Origin of the sequence: Streptomyces sp. NPDC051286 (assembly GCF_044455345.1) — a bacterium.
Classification (GTDB): Bacteria; Actinomycetota; Actinomycetes; order Streptomycetales; family Streptomycetaceae; genus Streptomyces.
Map to the genome: position 1 here is coordinate 104,662 of NZ_JBITER010000017.1, position 19,321 is coordinate 123,982.

Annotated in this window: 21 protein-coding genes; 19 read left to right on the forward strand and 2 right to left on the reverse strand. The window is 68.7% G+C overall.

All coding sequences use genetic code 11. From position 1 onward, the window contains the following. The first annotated feature begins 166 nt into the window (after window positions 1-166). Together ACIBB8_RS19210 and ACIBB8_RS19215 are read left to right on the forward strand one after the other, a co-directional pair. On the forward strand, window positions 167-1,075 hold the full coding sequence (locus tag ACIBB8_RS19210; protein ID WP_037700492.1) for a tRNA (adenine-N1)-methyltransferase: 909 nt from the start codon (window positions 167-169) through the stop codon (window positions 1,073-1,075). 408 nt (window positions 1,076-1,483) lie between these two features. Next, a complete protein-coding gene (locus ACIBB8_RS19215; protein ID WP_398953562.1) occupies window positions 1,484-2,065 on the forward strand; it encodes a hypothetical protein in 582 nt (193 codons plus the stop codon). 39 nt (window positions 2,066-2,104) lie between these two features. On the opposite strand, the gene ACIBB8_RS19220 is transcribed toward ACIBB8_RS19215, so the two are convergent. After that, window positions 2,105-2,416 (reverse strand): ferredoxin, encoded by a 312-nt coding sequence (locus ACIBB8_RS19220; protein WP_266987621.1) that lies wholly within the window; start codon window positions 2,414-2,416, stop codon window positions 2,105-2,107. A gap of 241 nt (window positions 2,417-2,657) precedes the next feature. Between ACIBB8_RS19220 and arc the strand changes: the two genes are divergently transcribed. The 6 genes from arc to prcA all read left to right on the forward strand — a co-directional run bounded on the left by arc (window position 2,658) and on the right by prcA (window position 8,815). Beyond that, on the forward strand, window positions 2,658-4,424 hold the full coding sequence (gene arc / locus ACIBB8_RS19225; RefSeq protein WP_358859912.1) for a proteasome ATPase: 1,767 nt from the start codon (window positions 2,658-2,660) through the stop codon (window positions 4,422-4,424). 236 nt (window positions 4,425-4,660) lie between these two features. Continuing rightward, window positions 4,661-6,172 (forward strand): depupylase/deamidase Dop, encoded by a 1,512-nt coding sequence (dop, locus tag ACIBB8_RS19230; protein ID WP_398953565.1) that lies wholly within the window; start codon window positions 4,661-4,663, stop codon window positions 6,170-6,172. A gap of 121 nt (window positions 6,173-6,293) precedes the next feature. Continuing rightward, window positions 6,294-6,512, forward strand: a complete 219-nt coding sequence (locus ACIBB8_RS19235; RefSeq protein WP_383753714.1) for a ubiquitin-like protein Pup — start codon at window positions 6,294-6,296, stop codon at window positions 6,510-6,512. Window positions 6,513-6,517: 5 nt separating this feature from the next. Then, window positions 6,518-7,123, forward strand: a complete 606-nt coding sequence (locus ACIBB8_RS19240) for an endonuclease VII domain-containing protein (protein WP_398953567.1) — start codon at window positions 6,518-6,520, stop codon at window positions 7,121-7,123. Beyond that, window positions 7,075-7,920, forward strand: coding sequence for a proteasome subunit beta (prcB, locus tag ACIBB8_RS19245; protein WP_398953569.1), 846 nt, complete (start codon window positions 7,075-7,077; stop codon window positions 7,918-7,920). Before ACIBB8_RS19240 ends, prcB begins: the two co-directional genes overlap by 49 nt. A gap of 58 nt (window positions 7,921-7,978) precedes the next feature. Further along, window positions 7,979-8,815, forward strand: coding sequence for a proteasome subunit alpha (gene prcA, locus ACIBB8_RS19250; RefSeq protein WP_398953572.1), 837 nt, complete (start codon window positions 7,979-7,981; stop codon window positions 8,813-8,815). A gap of 55 nt (window positions 8,816-8,870) precedes the next feature. Here prcA and ACIBB8_RS19255 read toward each other — a convergent pair whose 3' ends face one another. Continuing rightward, entirely contained in the window at window positions 8,871-9,902 is a 1,032-nt protein-coding gene (locus ACIBB8_RS19255; protein WP_398953574.1) for a LacI family DNA-binding transcriptional regulator, read from the reverse strand. A 140-nt stretch (window positions 9,903-10,042) separates the two neighbouring features. Between ACIBB8_RS19255 and ACIBB8_RS19260 the strand changes: the two genes are divergently transcribed. From ACIBB8_RS19260 to ACIBB8_RS19310, 11 genes are all read left to right on the forward strand, one after another. Further along, window positions 10,043-11,302, forward strand: a complete 1,260-nt coding sequence (locus ACIBB8_RS19260) for an MFS transporter (RefSeq protein WP_398953576.1) — start codon at window positions 10,043-10,045, stop codon at window positions 11,300-11,302. Between the two features lie 9 nt (window positions 11,303-11,311). Beyond that, complete coding sequence (pafA, locus tag ACIBB8_RS19265) at window positions 11,312-12,673, forward strand: Pup--protein ligase (RefSeq protein ID WP_398953578.1); 1,362 nt, start codon at window positions 11,312-11,314, stop codon at window positions 12,671-12,673. A gap of 126 nt (window positions 12,674-12,799) precedes the next feature. Next, complete coding sequence (locus tag ACIBB8_RS19270) at window positions 12,800-13,747, forward strand: FKBP-type peptidyl-prolyl cis-trans isomerase (RefSeq protein ID WP_398953580.1); 948 nt, start codon at window positions 12,800-12,802, stop codon at window positions 13,745-13,747. A 43-nt stretch (window positions 13,748-13,790) separates the two neighbouring features. Then, window positions 13,791-14,162 carry an FKBP-type peptidyl-prolyl cis-trans isomerase gene (locus tag ACIBB8_RS19275; protein WP_398953582.1) on the forward strand — a complete coding sequence of 124 codons (372 nt, stop codon included), beginning with the start codon at window positions 13,791-13,793 and terminating at the stop codon, window positions 14,160-14,162. A gap of 197 nt (window positions 14,163-14,359) precedes the next feature. Then, on the forward strand, window positions 14,360-15,313 hold the full coding sequence (locus ACIBB8_RS19280) for a WYL domain-containing protein (RefSeq protein ID WP_366690289.1): 954 nt from the start codon (window positions 14,360-14,362) through the stop codon (window positions 15,311-15,313). Between the two features lie 15 nt (window positions 15,314-15,328). Further along, window positions 15,329-16,297: a helix-turn-helix transcriptional regulator gene (locus ACIBB8_RS19285; RefSeq protein ID WP_398953585.1), complete on the forward strand. Its 969-nt coding sequence runs from the start codon at window positions 15,329-15,331 to the stop codon at window positions 16,295-16,297. A 15-nt stretch (window positions 16,298-16,312) separates the two neighbouring features. Further along, window positions 16,313-16,582: a hypothetical protein gene (locus ACIBB8_RS19290; protein WP_398953587.1), complete on the forward strand. Its 270-nt coding sequence runs from the start codon at window positions 16,313-16,315 to the stop codon at window positions 16,580-16,582. Window positions 16,583-16,633: 51 nt separating this feature from the next. Beyond that, window positions 16,634-16,831: a hypothetical protein gene (locus tag ACIBB8_RS19295; protein ID WP_398953589.1), complete on the forward strand. Its 198-nt coding sequence runs from the start codon at window positions 16,634-16,636 to the stop codon at window positions 16,829-16,831. 248 nt (window positions 16,832-17,079) lie between these two features. Beyond that, window positions 17,080-17,370, forward strand: a complete 291-nt coding sequence (gene tatA, locus ACIBB8_RS19300; protein ID WP_398953591.1) for a Sec-independent protein translocase subunit TatA — start codon at window positions 17,080-17,082, stop codon at window positions 17,368-17,370. Between the two features lie 61 nt (window positions 17,371-17,431). Continuing rightward, entirely contained in the window at window positions 17,432-18,382 is a 951-nt protein-coding gene (gene tatC, locus ACIBB8_RS19305; RefSeq protein ID WP_398953593.1) for a twin-arginine translocase subunit TatC, read from the forward strand. A gap of 18 nt (window positions 18,383-18,400) precedes the next feature. Next, on the forward strand, window positions 18,401-19,291 hold the full coding sequence (locus ACIBB8_RS19310) for a diacylglycerol kinase (protein ID WP_398953595.1): 891 nt from the start codon (window positions 18,401-18,403) through the stop codon (window positions 19,289-19,291). Window positions 19,292-19,321: the final 30 nt, after the last annotated feature.

The following is a 19,321-nucleotide window of genomic DNA, read 5'->3' on the forward strand; positions in this document are numbered from 1 at the left end:
AAGGCCATGGGGGAGTCGTCGACTGACGACAACGCCGGAGGCGGAGTCGCACGACGCCGGGAGCCCGCTCCCTGTCGCGGAGGAGGCCGTGAGGGCTGTCCGGCCGGTCCGACCGAGCACTCCGGCGCGCGGTCGGCGCCCCTGGAAACACCGGTACGCTGGTCACATGTCTGAACCGACCGGTGCCGCCCGCCGACGCGGGCCCTTCAAGGTCGGGGACCAGGTCCAGCTCACCGACCCCAAGGGACGCCACTACACCTTCACGCTCGAAGCCGGAAAGAACTTCCACACCCACAAGGGTTCTTTCCCGCATGACGAGCTGATCGGTGCTCCCGAGGGCAGTGTGGTCCGAACCACGGGAAACGTCGCCTACCTCGCGCTGCGCCCCCTGCTCCCCGACTACGTCCTGTCCATGCCCCGCGGCGCCGCCGTGGTCTACCCCAAGGACGCGGGGCAGATCCTGGCGTTCGCCGACATCTTCCCCGGCGCCCGCGTCGTGGAAGCCGGCGTCGGCTCCGGCTCGCTCTCCACCTTCCTGCTCCGCGCCATCGGCGACCAGGGCATGCTGCACTCGTACGAGCGCCGCGAGGACTTCGCGGAGATCGCCCAGCAGAACGTCGAGCGCTACTTCGGCGAGCCGCACCCCGCATGGCAGCTCACCGTCGGCGACCTCCAGGACAACCTCTCCGACACCGATGTCGACCGGGTCATCCTCGACATGCTCGCCCCCTGGGAATGCCTGGAGGCCGTCTCCAAGGCGCTCGTCCCCGGCGGCATCCTCTGCGCCTACGTCGCGACCACCACCCAGCTCGCCCGGACCGTCGAGTCCATCCGTGAGATCGGCTGCTTCGCCGAACCGCAGCCCTGGGAATCGATGATCCGCAACTGGCACGTCGAGGGTCTCGCGGTCCGCCCGGACCACCGCATGATCGGCCACACCGGCTTCCTCGTCACCGCGCGCCGCCTGGCCGATGGTGTGGAGGCCCCGCTGCGCCGCCGCCGGCCCGCCAAGGGCGCGTACGGCGAGGACTACGACGGTCCTGGCAGCCAGAGCGGCTCCTCCTCCCGCGGCTGAGCCCGCACAACGCACCGGCGCCGCCCCCGGGGGTCCCCCGCCCGCCCGGCCCACCCCCGCGGGGCCCCCCCCGGGGGCCCGGGCGCGGGCCCCCCCCCCGGGCGGGCGCCGCCCAGCGGGGCGGGCCCGGCCCCCCCGCCCTCCCCCCCCCCGGGGGGCCCCCCCCCCCCCCCCCGCCCCCCCCCCCGGGCGCGGCCCCCCCCCCCCCCGCCCCCCCCCCGCCGGCGCCCATTCGTTGCCCGTGCGAAGGCGCCCAGTGCGTGGCTGCGCACGGAATCCGGTTCCGTGCCGACCCCACCGTTCCACCGCCCTGTGAGGTGTGGCACGATGCTGGCCACCCCCACCCCACGGCCGACGCCCCGCCTTCCCGGCATCGCCGCACCACAGGAACCACAGGAGACATCCCGCGTGCAGACCTCCGAGCTCCCGGACCTCGCGCACACCGACACCAGGCCGATGCAGTGGCTCGTGACCGCGACCGCGATGGCCGCCGTCGTCGCGGCAGCGGGCATGCTCCAGCCCGATGCCACCACCGCCTCGGCCTCACCCCCGCACCGCACCGCCACGCAGCACGGCACCGCGCCCGCGGCTGCCCCCGATCCGGCCCGGGTGACCTTCCCGCTGGACTGCGGGACGGTGGGGAGCACCGTCGCCAAGCAGGCCCCCGGTGACCTCGACGGTGACGACCGGCCGGAGACCGTCGCCGTGGTCCACTGCGCGGCCGGGTCCGGCACCCCGCCGAGCGGTATCTACGTCCTCACACAGGGAAGCGGGGCCGCACCCCGGGTCGTTGCGACCCTGGTGGACCCCGCCCAGAAGATGAGCATCGGCGACTTCACCGTGCGTGACGGAATCATCTCCGCCACGCTCCTCGGCTACTCCTCGCCCGAGACCCCGCGCTGCTGCCCCGACCAGCAGGAAAAGGTGACCTGGCAATGGCGCAACGGGGCCTTCGTCCGCGCCGCGGAGGGCGAAGCGAACAGCGCCTGACCGGTCACTTCCCGTACCCGGCAGGCCGGAGCCGGCGGATCAGGCTGCGTCGGGGCCGTAGACCTCGACCCTGTCCGAAACGCGACGTACATGAATGCAGTCGCCCGGGCACTCCTTGGCCGAATCGACCACGTCCTGAAGCAGCGGAAGCGGAACGGGTGTCGTCGCCCCCTTGTCCTGCAACAGCTCGTCGTCGTCGCTCTTCACGTACGCCAGACCGTCGATGTCCAGCTCGAAGACCTCGGGCGCGTACTGGACACAGATCCCGTCTCCCGTGCAGAGGTCCTGGTCGATCCAGACCTCCAGGTCCTGCGTGTCGCTTCCGGTGGGAGCGTCCTGCTGCACGGTCATTTTTCCTGCCGTTCCCTGCGTATCCGAACCAAAAGTAGCCAGCCCTGACGGGTGTTGACCGGGTCGACGATACAACCGGCCGCTTTCCGATGTTGAACGGTGGGTATTCCCCTGGCGTGAGGGAGAGCGCAAGGGTGAAGATCGGACACACCCCGCAGTCTTTGTGATCTAGGGGTTTCAATCATCACCCACCCAGGTAGGGTCAGGAAGCGTCCAGCTCCCCTTGGAGGAGGTGAGGACCGTGGCAGCCCACGACGACGACATCAACCGCGGCATCCGGCCCGGGCGGGGGTCCGAAGACCCAGCCGGCCAGGTCGCCTATCTTGAGCAGGAAATCGCCGTCCTGCGACGTAAGCTCGCCGACTCTCCGCGCCATACGAGGATTCTCGAAGAGCGGATCGTCGAGTTGCAGACGAACCTCGCAGGCGTGTCCGCACAGAACGAACGGCTCGCCAACACCCTGCGCGAGGCCCGCGACCAGATCGTGGCCCTCAAGGAGGAAGTCGACCGGCTCGCACAGCCGCCGGCCGGCTTCGGAGTCTTCCTGCAGGGCAACGAGGACGGCACCTGCGACATCTTCACCGGGGGCCGCAAGCTCCGGGTGAACGTCAGTCCCAGTGTCGAGATCGACGACCTCCGGCGCGGCCAGGAAGTCATGCTCAACGAAGCGCTCAACGTGGTCGAGGCCATGGAATTCGAGCGGGCCGGGGACATCGTCACCCTCAAGGAGATCCTCGAGGACGGCGAGCGCGCCCTGGTCATCGGGCACACCGACGAGGAACGAGTGGTAAGGCTCGCCGAACCGCTCCTCGACATCAATATCCGGCCCGGCGATGCGCTCCTGCTCGAGCCCAGGTCCGGATACGTCTACGAGGTGGTCCCGAAGAGCGAGGTCGAGGAGCTCGTCCTCGAAGAGGTTCCGGACATCGACTACGACAAGATCGGCGGCCTGGGCGAGCAGATCGAACTGATCCGGGACGCGGTCGAGCTGCCCTACCTCCACCCCGACCTCTTCAAGGAGCACGAACTGCGGCCGCCGAAGGGCATCCTGCTCTACGGTCCGCCCGGCTGCGGCAAGACACTCATCGCCAAGGCCGTCGCCAACTCCCTGGCCAAGAAGGTTGCGGAAGTCACCGGCCAGCCCGCCGGAAAAAGCTACTTCCTCAACATCAAGGGTCCGGAGCTCCTCAACAAATATGTCGGTGAGACCGAGCGGCACATCCGTCTCGTCTTCCAGCGGGCCCGCGAGAAGGCCGGCGAGGGTACCCCCGTCATCGTCTTCTTCGACGAGATGGAATCCCTCTTCCGCACCCGCGGATCCGGTGTCAGCTCGGACGTGGAGAACACCATCGTCCCCCAGCTGCTCGCCGAGATCGACGGCGTGGAGGGCCTGGAGAACGTCATCGTGATCGGCGCCTCCAACCGCGAGGACATGATCGACCCCGCGATCCTGCGGCCCGGCCGTCTCGATGTGAAGATCAAGATCGAGCGTCCGGACGCGGAGGCGGCGAAGGACATCTTCGCGAAGTACCTCACGCCTTCCCTGCCGCTGCACGCCGACGATCTCGCCGAACACGCCGGTTCCAAGGAAGTCGCCGCTCACGCCATGATCCAGTCCGTCGTCGAGCGGATGTACACCGAGTCCGAGGAGAACCGCTTCCTCGAAGTCACGTACGCCAACGGCGACAAGGAAGTCCTGTACTTCAAGGACTTCAACTCCGGCGCGATGATCCAGAACATCGTCGACCGGGCCAAGAAGATGGCCATCAAGGCCTTCCTCGACCAGGGCCAGAAGGGCCTTCGCGTCTCCCATCTCCTCCAGGCGTGTGTGGACGAGTTCAAGGAGAACGAGGACCTTCCCAACACCACCAACCCCGACGACTGGGCCAGGATCTCCGGCAAGAAGGGCGAGCGGATCGTCTTCATCCGCACCCTTGTCACCGGAAAACAGGGCGCAGACACCGGTCGCTCCATCGACACGGTGGCAAACACCGGGCAGTACCTGTAGAACGCAGACCCGCTGCGGATGCCCGGCCGGGCATCCGCAGCCGGTTGCTTTCCGGACAGCTCCCACGACACCGGAACAATGACGTAATTGATCTCCCCACCAGCGCAGAGGCGCTCTAGGCTCTTCCGTACCGCCCAGTCGCGCAGTGCGGGGACGGGCACCGCACACGCACCGGACAAGCAGCGGTACTTGAGCGCCGATCCCGGAAGGGAACGCCGCCGGGCAAGGAGGGCCGCATGACCGTACGGCGAGTAATGGGCATCGAGACGGAGTACGGCATCTCCGTGCCCGGACATCCCAACGCCAATGCCATGCTCACCTCGTCCCAGATCGTCAACGCCTACGCGGCGGCGATGCACCGGGCGCGACGCGCCCGCTGGGACTTCGAGGAGGAGAATCCGCTGCGCGACGCGCGAGGCTTCGACCTCGCCCGCGAAACCGCCGACTCCAGCCAGCTCACCGACGAGGACATCGGCCTCGCCAATGTCATCCTCACCAACGGTGCCCGGCTCTACGTCGACCATGCACACCCCGAGTACAGCTCGCCGGAGGTCACCAACCCGCGGGACGCCGTCCTCTGGGACAAGGCCGGCGAACGCGTCATGGCCGAGGCCGCCGAGCGCGCGGCCCAGCTCCCCGGCGCCCAGCCCATCCACCTCTACAAGAACAACACCGACAACAAGGGCGCCTCGTACGGCACGCACGAGAACTACCTGATGAAGCGGGAGACCCCGTTCTCCGACATCGTGCGCCACCTGACCCCGTTCTTCGTCTCCCGCCAGGTCGTCACCGGCGCGGGCCGCGTGGGAATCGGCCAGGACGGCCACGAGCACGGCTTCCAGATCAGCCAGCGGGCGGACTACTTCGAGGTCGAGGTCGGCCTCGAAACGACCCTCAAGCGCCCCATCATCAACACCCGCGACGAACCCCACTCCGACGCCGAGAAGTACCGCCGTCTCCATGTGATCATCGGCGACGCGAATCTGTCGGAGATCTCCACCTACCTCAAGCTCGGCACCACGGCGCTCGTCCTCTCCATGATCGAGGACGGCTTCATCAATGTCGATCTGGCCGTCGACCAGCCGGTGCGCACCCTGCACCAGGTCTCCCACGACCCGACCCTGCAACATCTGATCACGCTCCGCAGCGGCCGGACACTCACCGGGGTACAGCTCCAGATGGAGTACTTCGAGCTGGGCCGCAAATACGTCGAGGAGCGCTACGGCGCGGACGCCGACGAGCAGACCAAGGACATCCTGATCCGCTGGGAGGACACCCTCAACCGCCTGGAGAACGATCCGATGAGCCTGTCGGGCGAGCTCGACTGGATCGCCAAGCGCGAGCTCATGGAGGGCTACCGCCGCCGTGACGGCCTGGACTGGGACGCGGCCCGGCTGCACCTGGTGGACCTCCAGTACGCCGACGTGAGGCTCGAGAAGGGTCTCTACAACCGTCTCGCGGCCCGCGGGAAGATGAAACGCCTGCTGGACGAGCGCGAGGTCGAGGAGGCCCGTACGAAGCCCCCTGAGGACACCAGGGCGTACTTCCGCGGTCGCTGTCTGGAGCAGTACGCGGACGACGTCGCCGCGGCCTCCTGGGACTCGGTCATCTTTGATCTGCCGGGCCATGACTCGCTGCAGCGGGTCCCCACCCTGGAACCGCTCCGGGGGACCCGTAACCACGTCAAGGAGCTCATGGACCGCTGTCGCACGGCGGAAGAGCTGGTCCGGGTGCTGTCCGGCGGCTGAAACAGCCGCCGACTGGGAATCATCGAGATGGTCCCCGGGCGTTGTAGAGAACTACCGGGCCAATGTCGGACCCCGTAGGTAGGGTCTGATCAAGTGCTTCGAACCGAGCGGGGTGAGCTACATGGCGACCAAGGACACCGGCGGCGGACAGCAGAAGGCGACGCGCTCCACCGAGGAGGTCGAGGAGCAGGCGCAGGACGCGCAGGCTTCGGAAGACCTCAAGGAGCGGCAAGAGAAATTGTCGGACGATGTGGACGACGTTCTGGACGAGATCGACGACGTACTCGAGGCTAACGCCGAGGATTTCGTTCGTTCATTTGTACAAAAAGGTGGACAGTAGCGGGCATGTCTGACTCGTCTGCGGTGAAGCCGTGCACGGGTTGTGAGCGCAAGCTCCCGCTCGCCTCGTTCGCTGGTGACAAGAACCGCGCCGACCGTCTCCAAGTGCGGTGCCGGGAGTGCGTAGCGGAGTACGGAGCCGCGCGCTGCCGGCGCCGCCGGGAGGCGATCGGCAAGCAGGTGCGGGAAAAGATGGACATTGCGCAAGGGCACAAGCTGTGCCGGCGATGTGGGGAGGTCAAGCCTCATAGCGAGTGGCATCGCATTGCCACCGCCTCCGACGGCCTGTCGACGCGCTGCAGAGCGTGCCGGGCCGTTCAGGGGCGTGCGGGCCACCTGGAGCGTCAGTACGGCATGACCGAAGCCGAGCGCGACGAGATGATCTCGTCGCAGATGGGCATCTGCACGATCTGTCTGGCTGCCCCCGCCGTGCATGTTGATCACTGCCACGAGACGGGTAGGGTCCGGGGCGTACTGTGCTTCAACTGCAACTCGGCCATCGGCAAGATGGGGGATGATCCTGACACCTTGCGCAGGGCCATCGCATACCTGGAGGGAAACGCGTGGAAGCCAACACTCGTAGCACCGGGCGTCTACCAGCTGCCTTCCTGACGCCGGGATCCTCTTCGTTCATGGACTTCCTGTCCGACCATTCTCCCGAGATGCTCCCGGGCAACCGGCAGCTGCCGCCCTTGCAGGGGGCGATCGAGGCGCCGCACGGGACGACCATCGTCGCCGCGACGTTCGCCGGTGGCGTGGTGCTCGCCGGCGACCGGCGGGCGACCATGGGCAACATGATCGCGCAGCGCGACATCGAAAAGGTCTTCCCGGCCGACGAGTACTCGGCGGTGGGCATCGCCGGTACGGCGGGGCTCGCCGTGGAGATGGTCAAGCTCTTCCAGCTGGAACTGGAGCACTTCGAGAAGGTCGAGGGAGCCCAGCTCTCCCTGGAGGGCAAGGCGAACCGGCTCTCCACGATGATCCGCAGCAATCTGGCCATGGCCATGCAGGGCCTCGCCGTGGTTCCGCTCTTCGCCGGCTTCGACGTCGACCGCGAGAAGGGCCGGATCTTCTCGTACGACGTCACCGGGGGCCGCTCCGAGGAACAGGGCTACGCGTCCACCGGCTCCGGGTCGATCTTTGCCCGCGGGTCGATGAAGAAGCTCTACCGCGAGGACCTGACGGAGCAGGAGGCGCTCACCCTGGTCGTGCAGGCGCTGTACGACGCCGCGGACGACGACTCGGCGACCGGCGGCCCCGATGTGGCCCGGCGGATCTATCCGATCGTCACCGTCATCACCGACGAGGGCTTCCGGAGGCTCACCGATGCGGATTCCTCCGACATCGCACGGTCGATCCTGGAGCGCCGGATGGAGCAGCCCGACGGCCCGCGCGCCGCGCTGCTCTGATCCGGATCCCGGGGCTTCTTCGATGCACTCGTCACTGACAGAAAGGGACGGATAGCCGGTGTCGACGCCGTTCTATGTCTCACCTCAGCAGGCCATGGCCGACCGGGCGGAATACGCCCGGAAGGGCATTGCCCGTGGTCGCAGCCTGGTTGTGCTGCAGTACGCCGACGGCATTGTGTTCGTCGGCGAGAACCCGTCCCGTGCGCTGCACAAGTTCAGCGAGATCTATGACCGGATCGGTTTCGCCGCCGCCGGTAAGTACAACGAGTACGAGAATCTGCGTATCGGCGGCGTCCGTTACGCCGATCTCCGTGGATATACCTACGACCGCGATGATGTGACGGCCCGTGGGCTGGCCAACGTCTATGCGCAGACTCTGGGCACCATTTTCTCCAGTGCGGCGGAGAAGCCGTACGAGGTGGAGCTGGTGGTCGCCGAGGTGGGCGTCGAGCCCGAGGGCGATCAGATCTACCGGCTGCCGCACGACGGCTCGATCGTGGACGAGCACGGTTCGGTCGCGGTGGGCGGCAATGCGGAACAGATCAGCACGTTCCTGGATCAGCGCCACCGTGACGGAATGACGCTGGCGGAGGCGCTCAAGCTGGCTGTGCAGGCACTGTCCCGTGATCCCAACGGGAGCGAGCGGGAGATTCCCGCGGAGCGGCTCGAGGTGGCGGTCCTGGACCGTACGCGGCCCCAGCAGCGGAAGTTCAAGCGGATCGTCGGGCGGCAGCTGACGCGGCTGCTGGAGGCCGACGGCGGGGCCGTGCCGACGGATGCCCCGTCGGACCTGGAGGACGGCGAGGGGGGCGAGGCTCCCACCGATGTCACGAAGTCGTCGGGGGCCGCCGAGTCCGCGGAGCCGCCGGCGTCCCCGGAGTCGTCCGGGGAGTAGCCCTGCCGGATGTTCCCGTGCCCCGGTCCACCGTTCGCGGTGGGCCGGGGCATCGTCATGAACGGGGTGGCGGGGGCCCGGAGGAGCCGCGGACGACCAGGCGCACCGGCAGGCTGCCTGATTCGACAGGGCAGCCGTCGAGCACAGACAGGAGGGCGGTCATGCCGCGCTCGCCGACCTGCTCGGCGGGGAGCTGAACGGTGGTGAGTTCGGGTTCGACGGCGGTCGCCAGAGCCAGGTCGTCGAAGCCGGTGACGGAGAGGTCGTCGGGGACGCGCAGGCCGAGCCGGCGGGCGGCCTTGCAGGCGCCCGCGGCGAGGATGTCGTCGTCGCAGATGATCGCGGTGGGCCGGGGGCCGGGGGCGGACAGAGCCTGTTCCGTGGCTTCCCGGCCGGCCCGTACGTCGAGCGCTGCCGGGACAGTCTGTACGGAGGTGCCGGGCACGCCCCGCAGGGTGTCGCGGACGGCCCCGGCGCGAACGGCGAAGGTCCAGGAGTCGATGGCCGACGCCAGGTGCAGGAAGCGGCGGTGGCCGAGGGTGAGGAGATGGTCCGTCACCTGCCGCATGCCGTCGGCGATGTCGAGGTTGACCCGGGCCGCGACGCCGGTGTCCGCGGGGTCGCTGTCCAGCATGACCAGAGGCAGGTCGGCGCCGCGCAGGGCGTCGAGGGCGTCGGCGGCCATGGATGAGGCGATGACCCCGTCCAGGGCGGCGCGGGCGGAGGCGAAGGGGTCCCTGGCCGGACCCGTGCCGTCGGGGGAGGGGTAGAGGACGACCCCGAAGTCGTGTTCGGCGGCGACGGCGGCGGCGCCGGTGTAGACCCGTGCGAAGAATTCGTTGGTGAGCGCCGGGACGACCAGCAGTGCGGTCCTGGTGCGGCCGAGGCGGAGGCTGCGGGCGGCGAGATTGGGCCGGTAGCCGAGGTCCTGGGTGGCGGCGCGGACGCGCGCGGCGGTCGCCTCGGAGACCCTGCCGCGCCATTTGCCGCCGAGGACGAGCGAGACGGTGGCCTGGGAGACGCCTGCGGCCCGCGCGACGTCGCGGCTGGTGGGCCGGGCCGGGGCGGGTTGGGATGCGCTGGTCACGGGGGCCTCCGGGCTGGGCGGGTGCGGTGCTGGTGCGGGCGTGAGGTGGACCTGAGGACAGGGCACATGGTACGTATGAGGCTCGACGTTATACGTAAAACCTCAGGTGTCCGGAAGGCGCCCGGCGGAGAGGGGCGGACATGGCCGCGGGATATCTGGACATCCTCCGGGCGCGGCATGCCGCGCGGCTGCTGATCGGCACGCTGGTGGGACGCCTGCCGAGCGGCACCGCCCACATCGCGATCGTCCTGTTCACCCGGTCCGAGGGCGGCAGCTACACCCTCGCGGGGGCGCTCGCGGCGGTGTACGGCCTCGCCACGGCGGTCGGGCAGCCCCTGCTGGGCCGGGCGGTGGACCTGTACGGCCAGCCGCGCGTCCAGCTTCCCGCGTCCGTCGTCTCGGCGCTGGGCATGTCCCTGCTGGCTCTGGTGGGCCTCGGATCGCTTCCGCTGGCGTACGGGGCCGTGATCGTGGCAGGGGTGTTCACGCCGCCGCTGGAGGGGGGTCTGCGGGCGCTGTGGCCGACGGTCCTGGGGAGGGAGGACCGGGTGCACCGGGCGTACGCGATGGACGCCGTGGCCCAGGAGGTCATGTTCACCGTGGGCCCGCTGCTGGTGACGGTGCTGGTCTCGCTCTGGTCGCCCGCCGCCGCGCTGCTCGTCATCAACGCGATAGGAGTGCTGGGCGCGCTCTCCGTGGTGGTGTCGGAGCCCTCCCGTACCTGGCGCTCGGCACCCCGCGAGGCGCACTGGCTGGGCGCGCTGCGCTCGCCGGGGCTGCTGGCGCTTCTCGGTTCCTTCTTCTTCGTCGGGCTCGCGCTGGGCTCGATCACGGTGGCGGGCGTCGCGTACGCCGACGACCACGGCCGGGAGGCGGTCTACGGCTGGCTGATGGCCGCGCTCGGTCTCGGCGCGCTGATCGGCGGGGCGGTGTACGGGGCACGCCAGTGGGCCGGAGCGCCGGAGCGCCGGCTGCGGGTCATCGTCGCGCTGCTGGCCCTCGGCTATCTGCCACTGATGCTGACACCGGATGTGGTGGCGATGACCGCCCTGGCCGCGCTCTCCGGGGTGTTCCTGGCGCCGGCGATCGCGTGTTCGTTCATCGTGGTGGACCGGCATGCTCCGCGGGGCACGGTGACGGAGGCGTTCTCCTGGCTCGTGACGACGTTCGGGGTGGGCGCGGCGGCGGGAACGGCCCTGGCGGGCCCGGCCGTCGAGCTGGGCGGTACGGCGTCGAGCTTCGCCGTCGCGGGGGCCGGTGGAGTGGCCGCACTGATGGTTCTGCTGGCGACGGGAAGGGTCCTCGCAGTTCCCGGGCGTACGGACGTTTCCGCGCATGGATCGGAAAACGATCGAAACGGTGCTGTCCAACCCGGTTTCAGCTCGGGCCATCAGGCGTAATGTTCAGTCATGGACCGCCGCATTTTCGGGCTGGAGAACGAGTACGGCGTCACGTGCACGTTCAGGGGACAGCGCCGACTGTCTCCTGACGAAGTGGCGCGCTACCTCTTCCGCCGTGTCGTGTCATGGGGCCGCAGCAGCAATGTCTTTCTGCGGAACGGCGCCCGCCTCTACCTCGACGTGGGATCGCATCCGGAATATGCAACCCCCGAATGCGACAATCTGACCGAGCTGGTCACCCACGACAAGGCCGGCGAGCGCATTCTCGAAGGCCTGCTTGTCGACGCCGAACGCCGCCTGCACGAGGAGGGAATCGCGGGCGACGTCTATCTCTTCAAGAACAACACCGATTCGGCGGGAAACTCCTACGGGTGCCACGAGAACTACCTCGTGGCGCGGCACGGAGAATTCTCCCGGCTCGCGGACATCCTCATTCCCTTCCTCGTCACGAGGCAGCTGATCTGTGGTGCGGGCAAGGTGCTGCAGACCCCGCGTGGCGCGGTCTACTGCGTCAGCCAGCGTGCCGAGCACATCTGGGAGGGCGTCAGTTCCGCGACGACGCGCTCCCGTCCGATCATCAACACCCGTGACGAACCGCACGCGGACGCGGAGCGGTACCGCCGCCTCCATGTCATCGTCGGCGACTCCAACATGTCCGAGACGACGATGCTGCTCAAGGTCGGCGCGACGGACCTGGTGCTCCGCATGATCGAAGCGGGCACGGTGATGCGTGATCTGACGCTGGAGAACCCGATCCGGGCGATCCGTGAGGTCAGCCACGACATCACCGGGCAGCGCAAGGTGCGCCTCGCCAGCGGCCGCGAGGCGTCCGCCATCGAGGTGCAGCGGGAGTACTACGAGAAGGCCGTGGACTTCGTCGACCGCCGCGGCATCCGCACCGGCACCGTCGAACAGGTCCTGGAGCTGTGGGGCCGTACGCTCGACGCGGTCGAGGCCGAGGACCTCGACCGGGTCGGGAGCGAGATCGACTGGGTGATGAAGTACAAGCTCATCGAGCGGTACCGGGCCAAGCACAACATGACGATGTCCCATCCGCGGGTCGCCCAGATAGACCTCGCCTACCACGACATCCACCGGCGCCGCGGGCTGTACTACCTGCTGGAGCGGAAGGGGCAGGCCGCCCGCATCTGCAACGACCTGAAGATCTTCGAGGGCAAGTCCGTGCCCCCGCAGACCACCCGGGCGCGGCTGCGCGGTGACTTCATCCGAAGGGCCCAGGAGCAGCGGCGGGACTTCACCGTCGACTGGGTCCACCTCAAGCTCAACGACCAAGCGCAGCGCACGGTGTTGTGCAAGGACCCGTTCCGTTCCGTGGACGATCGAGTGGAGAAGCTGATCGCGGGTATGTGACCGGGCGCAGGACGCGCCTCGGCTCCTGTGCGACTCGGGCCCCGTACGTTCCTCGTGCGGGGCCCTGTGCACGCCCTAGAGTGTCGGGGACCCAATCAACTGTGCCGTCTGAGATCTGAGGAACCAGTGCGCCGACTTGCCGGCCTTCTCGTTGTCCCCCTGCTGCTGTTGACAGCGGCGTGCGGCGGCAACGGCAAGGGATCCGCCTCCGCTTCAGCCTCTGCCTCGAATAACGCATTTCCCGCGATCACCGCGGGTGCGAAGTTCGGCGAGAAGCCCACTCTGTCCAAGGGAGAAGGCGATCCTCCCAAGGATCTGAAGACGCGTGTCGTCAGTGAGGGAAAGGGCGCGGCGCTGAAGAACGGCGACGCGATCCAGGTCAACTACCTGGGGCAGGCGTGGGACTCCACGAAGCCGTTCGACAACAGCTTTGACCGTAAGCAGCCGTTCGATCTGACCCTCGGCGCCGGCATGGTCATCAAGGGCTGGGACCAGGGGCTCCTCGGGAAGAAGGTCGGCAGCCGCGTCCAGCTCGTCATTCCGCCGGACCTCGGTTATGGCGCGCAGGGCCAGGGCGACATCAAGCCGAACGCCACCCTCGTCTTCGTCGTGGACATCCTGAAGGCGACGCACATCCCGGCGTCGGCCCAGGGCACCGCGGTCGCCCAGGACAACACCGCCCTGCCGAAGGTGGGCACCAACACCGACGGCAAGGCTCCGACGGTCAAGATCCCGGAGAAGACCGACCCGCCGACGAAGCTGGTCTCCAACTACATCCTGGAGTCCAAGGGTGAGGTCATCAAGGAGACCGACAGCGTCGTCGTGAATTATGTGGGCCTGCTGTGGAAGGACGGAAAGACGTTCGACAGCACGTACGCCACGGGCAAGACCCAGACCTTCCCGCTGGCCCAGGTCACCCTCAAGGGTCTGAAGAACGGGTTGATCGGCAAGAAGGTCGGCAGCCGTGTCCTGCTGGTCATCCCGCCGGACCAGGCCTTCGGCGACAAGGCTCAGCAGTCCATCCCCGCCAAGTCCACGCTGGTCTTCGCCGTGGACCTGCTGGCAAAGATGTAAGACTGTCCCGGTTGCCCAGTTATTCATGTGGAGGAGCAGTTCAGTGAGCATCGAGAAGCCCGAGATCGACTTCCCGGGCGGCGAGCCGCCGGCCGACCTGGAGATCAAGGACATCTGGGAGGGCGACGGTGCGGTCGCCAAGGCCGGCGACATGGTCAAGGTCCACTACGTGGGCGTGGCCTTCTCCACCGGTGAGGAGTTCGACGCCTCGTGGAACCGCGGCACCCCGCTGCAGTTCCAGCTCGGCGTCGGTCAGGTCATCTCCGGCTGGGACAAGGGCGTGCAGGGCATGAAGGTCGGTGGCCGTCGCCAGCTGACCATCCCCGCGCACCTCGCGTACGGTGACCGTGGCGCCGGCGGCCGTATCGCCCCCGGCGAGACGCTGATCTTCGTCTGCGACCTGATCGCCGTCTGATCCGTCCCGCGGACACATCACGAGGGCCCGTGCGGGACCGCACGGGCCCTCGTTCCGTGGAGCGTGGACTCCAGGAGGGTGCCGGAGATCTTGGCCGCTTCCGCGGCGCCGAGATCTCCGGCACCCTCCTCGCTTTTGTCCGGACACTCCGGAGCGGTACGGTCGAGGGTCGTAGAGCACGTAGAGAAAGGGCGCCGATGGCGATTGCCAAGGCCGAGCGGCTGATGAACCTGGCGCTGTGCCTGCTGGGGACCCGGCGCCCGCTCAGCAAGCGCGAGCTGCGCGGGTCCATCGAGGCCTATCTGGAAGCGGGCTCCGACGACGCCTTCAACCGGATGTTCGAGCGGGACAAGGATGATCTGCGCGAGCTCGGTCTGGTCATCGAGACCGTGGAGAACCTGGACGGCGACATCGGCTATCTGGCCCGCCGGGACAGCAACCGGCTGCCGCCGATCACGCTGGACGCCGAGGAGGCCGCGGCGCTCGGCCTGGCGGCAAAGGTGTGGCAGCAGGCCCGGCTCGCGGGCGCGGCCAGTGGCGCGCTGCAGAAGCTTCGGGCCGCCGGGATGCCGGAGGCCGAGGACGCGTACGAGGTGCACAGCGCCCTCGAACCGCGTATCCCGGTCCATGAGGCAGCGTTCGAGCCGTTGATGCTGGCGTGCCGGGACCGCCGTCCGGTCACCTTCGACTACCGCAAGGCCAACGCCGCCCGCCCGGAGCAGCGCCAGGTCGAGCCCTGGACGCTCGAGTGCTGGCGCGGTCACTGGTATCTGGCCGGCTGGGACCGGGACCGTCGTGCCGAGCGGGTGTTCCGCCTCTCCAGGATCACCGGCCGGGTCCGTTCGCGGGCCGGGGTCTTCACCGCCGAGGTGCCCGACGTGGTGACCGTCCGGGAGACCGTCGAGAGCTGGGCGGGGGAGACGGCGACCCGGACCGCGCTGATCCGGTTGCGGTCCGGCTCCGGATACCCGCTGCGCTCGCGGGCGATATCGGTGCGGGAACTCGGCGACGGCTGGGACGAGTTGGAGATTCCGTACGGACACGGTCTCGACGCCTGGCTCGTCGAGTTCGGCCCGGACGTCGTCGTGCAGGAACCCGCGGATCTGCGGGCCGATGTGGTGGACCGGCTGCGCGCCGTGGCCAAGGACTGAGGAGGGACCGTATTCATGGCGACGAACGCGATCGACCAGACGCGCCGGATGCTGTCCCTCGTGACGTATCTGAGGGAGCGCCCCGGCGCCCATGTGCAGGACGTGGCCCGGGCATTCGGGATCACCGAGGACGAGCTGATCTCGGACCTCGACGTCCTGCCCATGTGCGGGACGAGCTTCCGGGGCGGCGATCTGCTGGACATCGACACCGACGGCGACCGGATCTGGTGGCACAACCCGGACGACGTGGCGGAGCCGCTGCGGCTCGCGGCGGACGAGGCGACGGCCCTGCTGGTCGCGGCGCGCGCCGTGGCGACGCTGCCGGGGCTGCGGGAGAGCGACCGGCAGGCGCTGCTGCGGGCCACCGCCAAGCTGGAGACGGCGGCCGGTGAGGTCGGGGCGGCGAGCTCCCGGCTCTCGGTCACCTTCGAGTCCGAGGGCGGCGTCTTCGCCGATGTCGACCGGGCGATCTCGGAGCGGCGCCGGCTCTGGCTGCGGTACTACTCACCCGCGCGCGACGAGCTCACCGAGCGCGAGGTGGACCCGATCCGGCTGTTCGCCGTGGGGCATACGTACATGGAGGCCTGGTGCAGGTCCTCCGAGGACCGGCGTACGTTCCGGCTCGACCGGGTCGCCGAGATCCGGCTGCTGGACGAGCCGTCCGCACCGCCGGAGCTGGAACTGCGGGACCTGTCCGAGGGGCTGGTGCAGCCGGCGGCCGAGGACCCCGAGGTGGTGATCGAGGTCGGGCCCGGCGGCCGGTGGGTCGCCGAGTACTACCCGCACGACAGTGCGGAGGAACTGGCCGACGGCGGACTGCGGATCACCTTGCGCACGCCCGATCCGGCGTCGCTGCGCAGGCTTGCGCTGCGGCTCGGCGGGGAAGGGCGCATCGTCGCCCCACCGGAGCTGGCCCGGAGCGCGCAGCAGGCGGCGCGGGCGGCGCTCGCCGCCTACGGCGGCCCTGCCTGCACGGATACCTGAGGAGATGTGAGCAATATGTCTGTGATGTCGGGTATCTCAACTGTGTTGGTACCGGAGTCCGTACGGTTCAAGGCGGCCTGCCCGGACTGCCGCGGGCGCTTCGAGCTCGCGGCGGGTGCCCTGCGCCTTGCCATCGGCTCCAGCCGTCGCACCACGTTCTACTCGTTCACCTGCCCCGAGTGCGGCGCCGCCGTCCGTAAGCCCGCCGGGGAGCGGATAGTGGAACTCCTCACGGGTGGGGGCGTGCGGACGCTGCGCCTCCACACCAGCTTTCAGAACTCCTGACACACGGACACCCGGCTCCTGCGACACCTAGACAACATCGAGGCTCTGCGCATGTTCTGGCCCATGCTCGCCATCGCCCTGGGATTCCTCGGGATCGCCGTCCTCGGCGTACTGGCCATCAAGGTGTTCGTCGAGGCCCGGCGCCTGGGGCGACAGGTGACCCATACCACTCGGCGCATCAACCGGGCGGCCGAGGATCTCGAACGGGCCGCAACCGATCTCGCCGCCACCGGCGAAGCGTTGCGCTGACACGGAAGAGGGAGCTGTGCGCCGGACCGGCCGACCGGGGCGGGCGGGGCCTCTTGTTTCTCGGGTTCGGAGGGTACGCTGCTGGTGGCGGCCCTGAGAGCGAGGCGTGGGCCGTAATCGCAAGGATGCATGGGTATTGCCCTGCGTTTACTCCTGCGGGATACGATCGCTGACAGTACGAAGATCGGACGTCTGTCCGACGCTCGATCAGCCCCACCCCTGCTGCCTCGGTGAGAAGGTACACGCATATGTTCGGAAGGCTCGGCGCTCCCGAGATCATCCTGATCCTCGTCGTCATTGTTCTGCTGTTCGGCGCGAAGAAGCTTCCTGACATGGCTCGCTCGCTCGGCAAGTCGGCCCGCATCCTCAAGAGTGAGGCCAAGGCCATGAAGTCCGAGGGTGCCGCGACGGCCACCCCCACGGACCCGCCGAACGATGCCGCCCAGGATCAGGTCGCCCCGCGCACCATCAAGGCCGCGCCCGGCGATGTGACGAGCTCGCGTCCGGTTGCCGAGCCGACCGACTCGACCAACCGCTGACAACCGGGCCGACGCAGGCGCGGTCATGGTGACGGCCTGCTGCACGAGATGAGGACGTGGGTTGCTCAAGTCTGCCCGCAAGCAGGAGACGGACCCAGAGGGCCGCATGCCCCTGGTGGAGCACCTGCGTGAGCTGCGTAACCGGCTGGCGAAGGCTCTGCTGGCGATCGTCGTCGTCACGATCGTCGCCGCGTTCTTCTACAAGGGGATCATCGAGTTCTTCACCGACCCGGTGCTGAAGGCGGTCGGTTGCCAGTCGAGCTTCGCCGAACTCGCGAAACAGGAGGACGGCACCTGCGCGCGCATCGTCCTGAACGGTCTGCTGACGCCGTTCACCCTTGCGCTCAAGGTCTCCCTCATGGCGGGTCTCGTCCTTTCGTCACCGATCTGGCTCTACCAGCTGTGGGCGTTCATCGCCCCCGGTCTGCACAAGCACGAGAAGAAGTACTCGCTCGCCTTCGTCGGTGCAGGCTTCCCGCTCTTCCTCGCCGGTGGCTTCTTCGCGTACAAGACGCTGCCCACGATGGCCAAGGTCCTGCTGGACTTCTCGCCGGCCGGCCTGGACAACCAGCTGCCGCTCGATGACCTGCTCGACCTGATCACGCGCATGGTGGTCGTCTTCGGACTCTCCTTCGAGCTGCCCCTGCTGCTCGTCATGCTGAACCTCGGCGGGGTCATCACCGGCAAGCGGATGCTCGGCTGGTGGCGGGGGATGATCATGGGTATCACGGTCTTCGCCGCCGTGGCCACGCCCAGTACGGACCCGCTCACCATGCTGGCCCTCGCCGGGCCGATCTGGGTCCTGTACTTCTGTGCCACGGCGGTCTCGCTCCTCAACGACCGCCGCAAGGCACTGCGCGCGGCGGCGGGACCCGCCGATGACGAGGCGTCGGAGCTGGACCTGACCCCCGAGGACATCGGTGTGGTCGAGTCGGTGTCGACGGGCGGGTCGCTGCCCGCACAGGCGGGGCCGGACCGTGACCGGGTGAACGGTTACGACGACATCACCTGACCTTGTAAGGTCCCCCGGGTGACCAGCGAGATCACCCTTTTCGTCAATCCCACCGCGGGACGCGGCCGGGGCGCGCACGCCGCGCAGCCGGCCGCTTCCGCGTTGCGGGCCGCAGGATTCTCCGTGCGCACGGTACTGGGCGAGGACGCCGACGACGCGCTGCGGCGGGCCCGGGAGGCCGTCTCGGGCGGGACCGGTGCGCTGATAGCCGTGGGCGGGGACGGCATGATGTCCCTCGCCCTCCAGGCCGTCGCCGGGACCACGACACCGCTCGGCGTCGTCGCCGTCGGCACCGGCAACGACTTCGCCCGCGCACTCGGTCTGCCGATACGGCACCCGGCCGCCGCCGGACGGCTCGCGGCCGAGGCACTCAAGGGCGGCAGCGTCCGCGAGATCGACCTCGGCCGGGTCGGGGAGCGATGGTTCGGTTCGGTGCTCGCCTCCGGCTTCGACTCCCGGGTCAACGACCGGGGCAACCGGATGCGCTGGGCCGGCGGGCGGTTCAAGTACGACCTGGCGATCCTCGCCGAACTCGCCGCGTTCAGACCGATCCCGTACCGCATCAGGCTCGACGGCGGACCGGTCCAGGAGATCGACGCGACGCTCATCGCCGTGGGCAACGGGTCCACGTACGGCGGCGGGATGCGGATCTGTGCGGACGCCGTCATGGACGACGGGCTCTTCGACGTGACCGTCGTCGGGGACTGCAGCCGTACCACTCTGCTCAAGGTGTTCCCCCGCGTCTACAAGGGCACACACCTCGGCCATCCCCAGGTCACCGTGCACCGGGTCTCGTCGATCGAGCTGGTCGCGGCCGGTGTCACCGCATATGCGGACGGTGAACCGCTCGGCGCCCTTCCGCTCACCGCGACCTGTGTACCGGGCGCGGCCAGGGTTCTTGCGCAGTGAATTAAAGATCGCGCTGACTGTCAGAGGTGA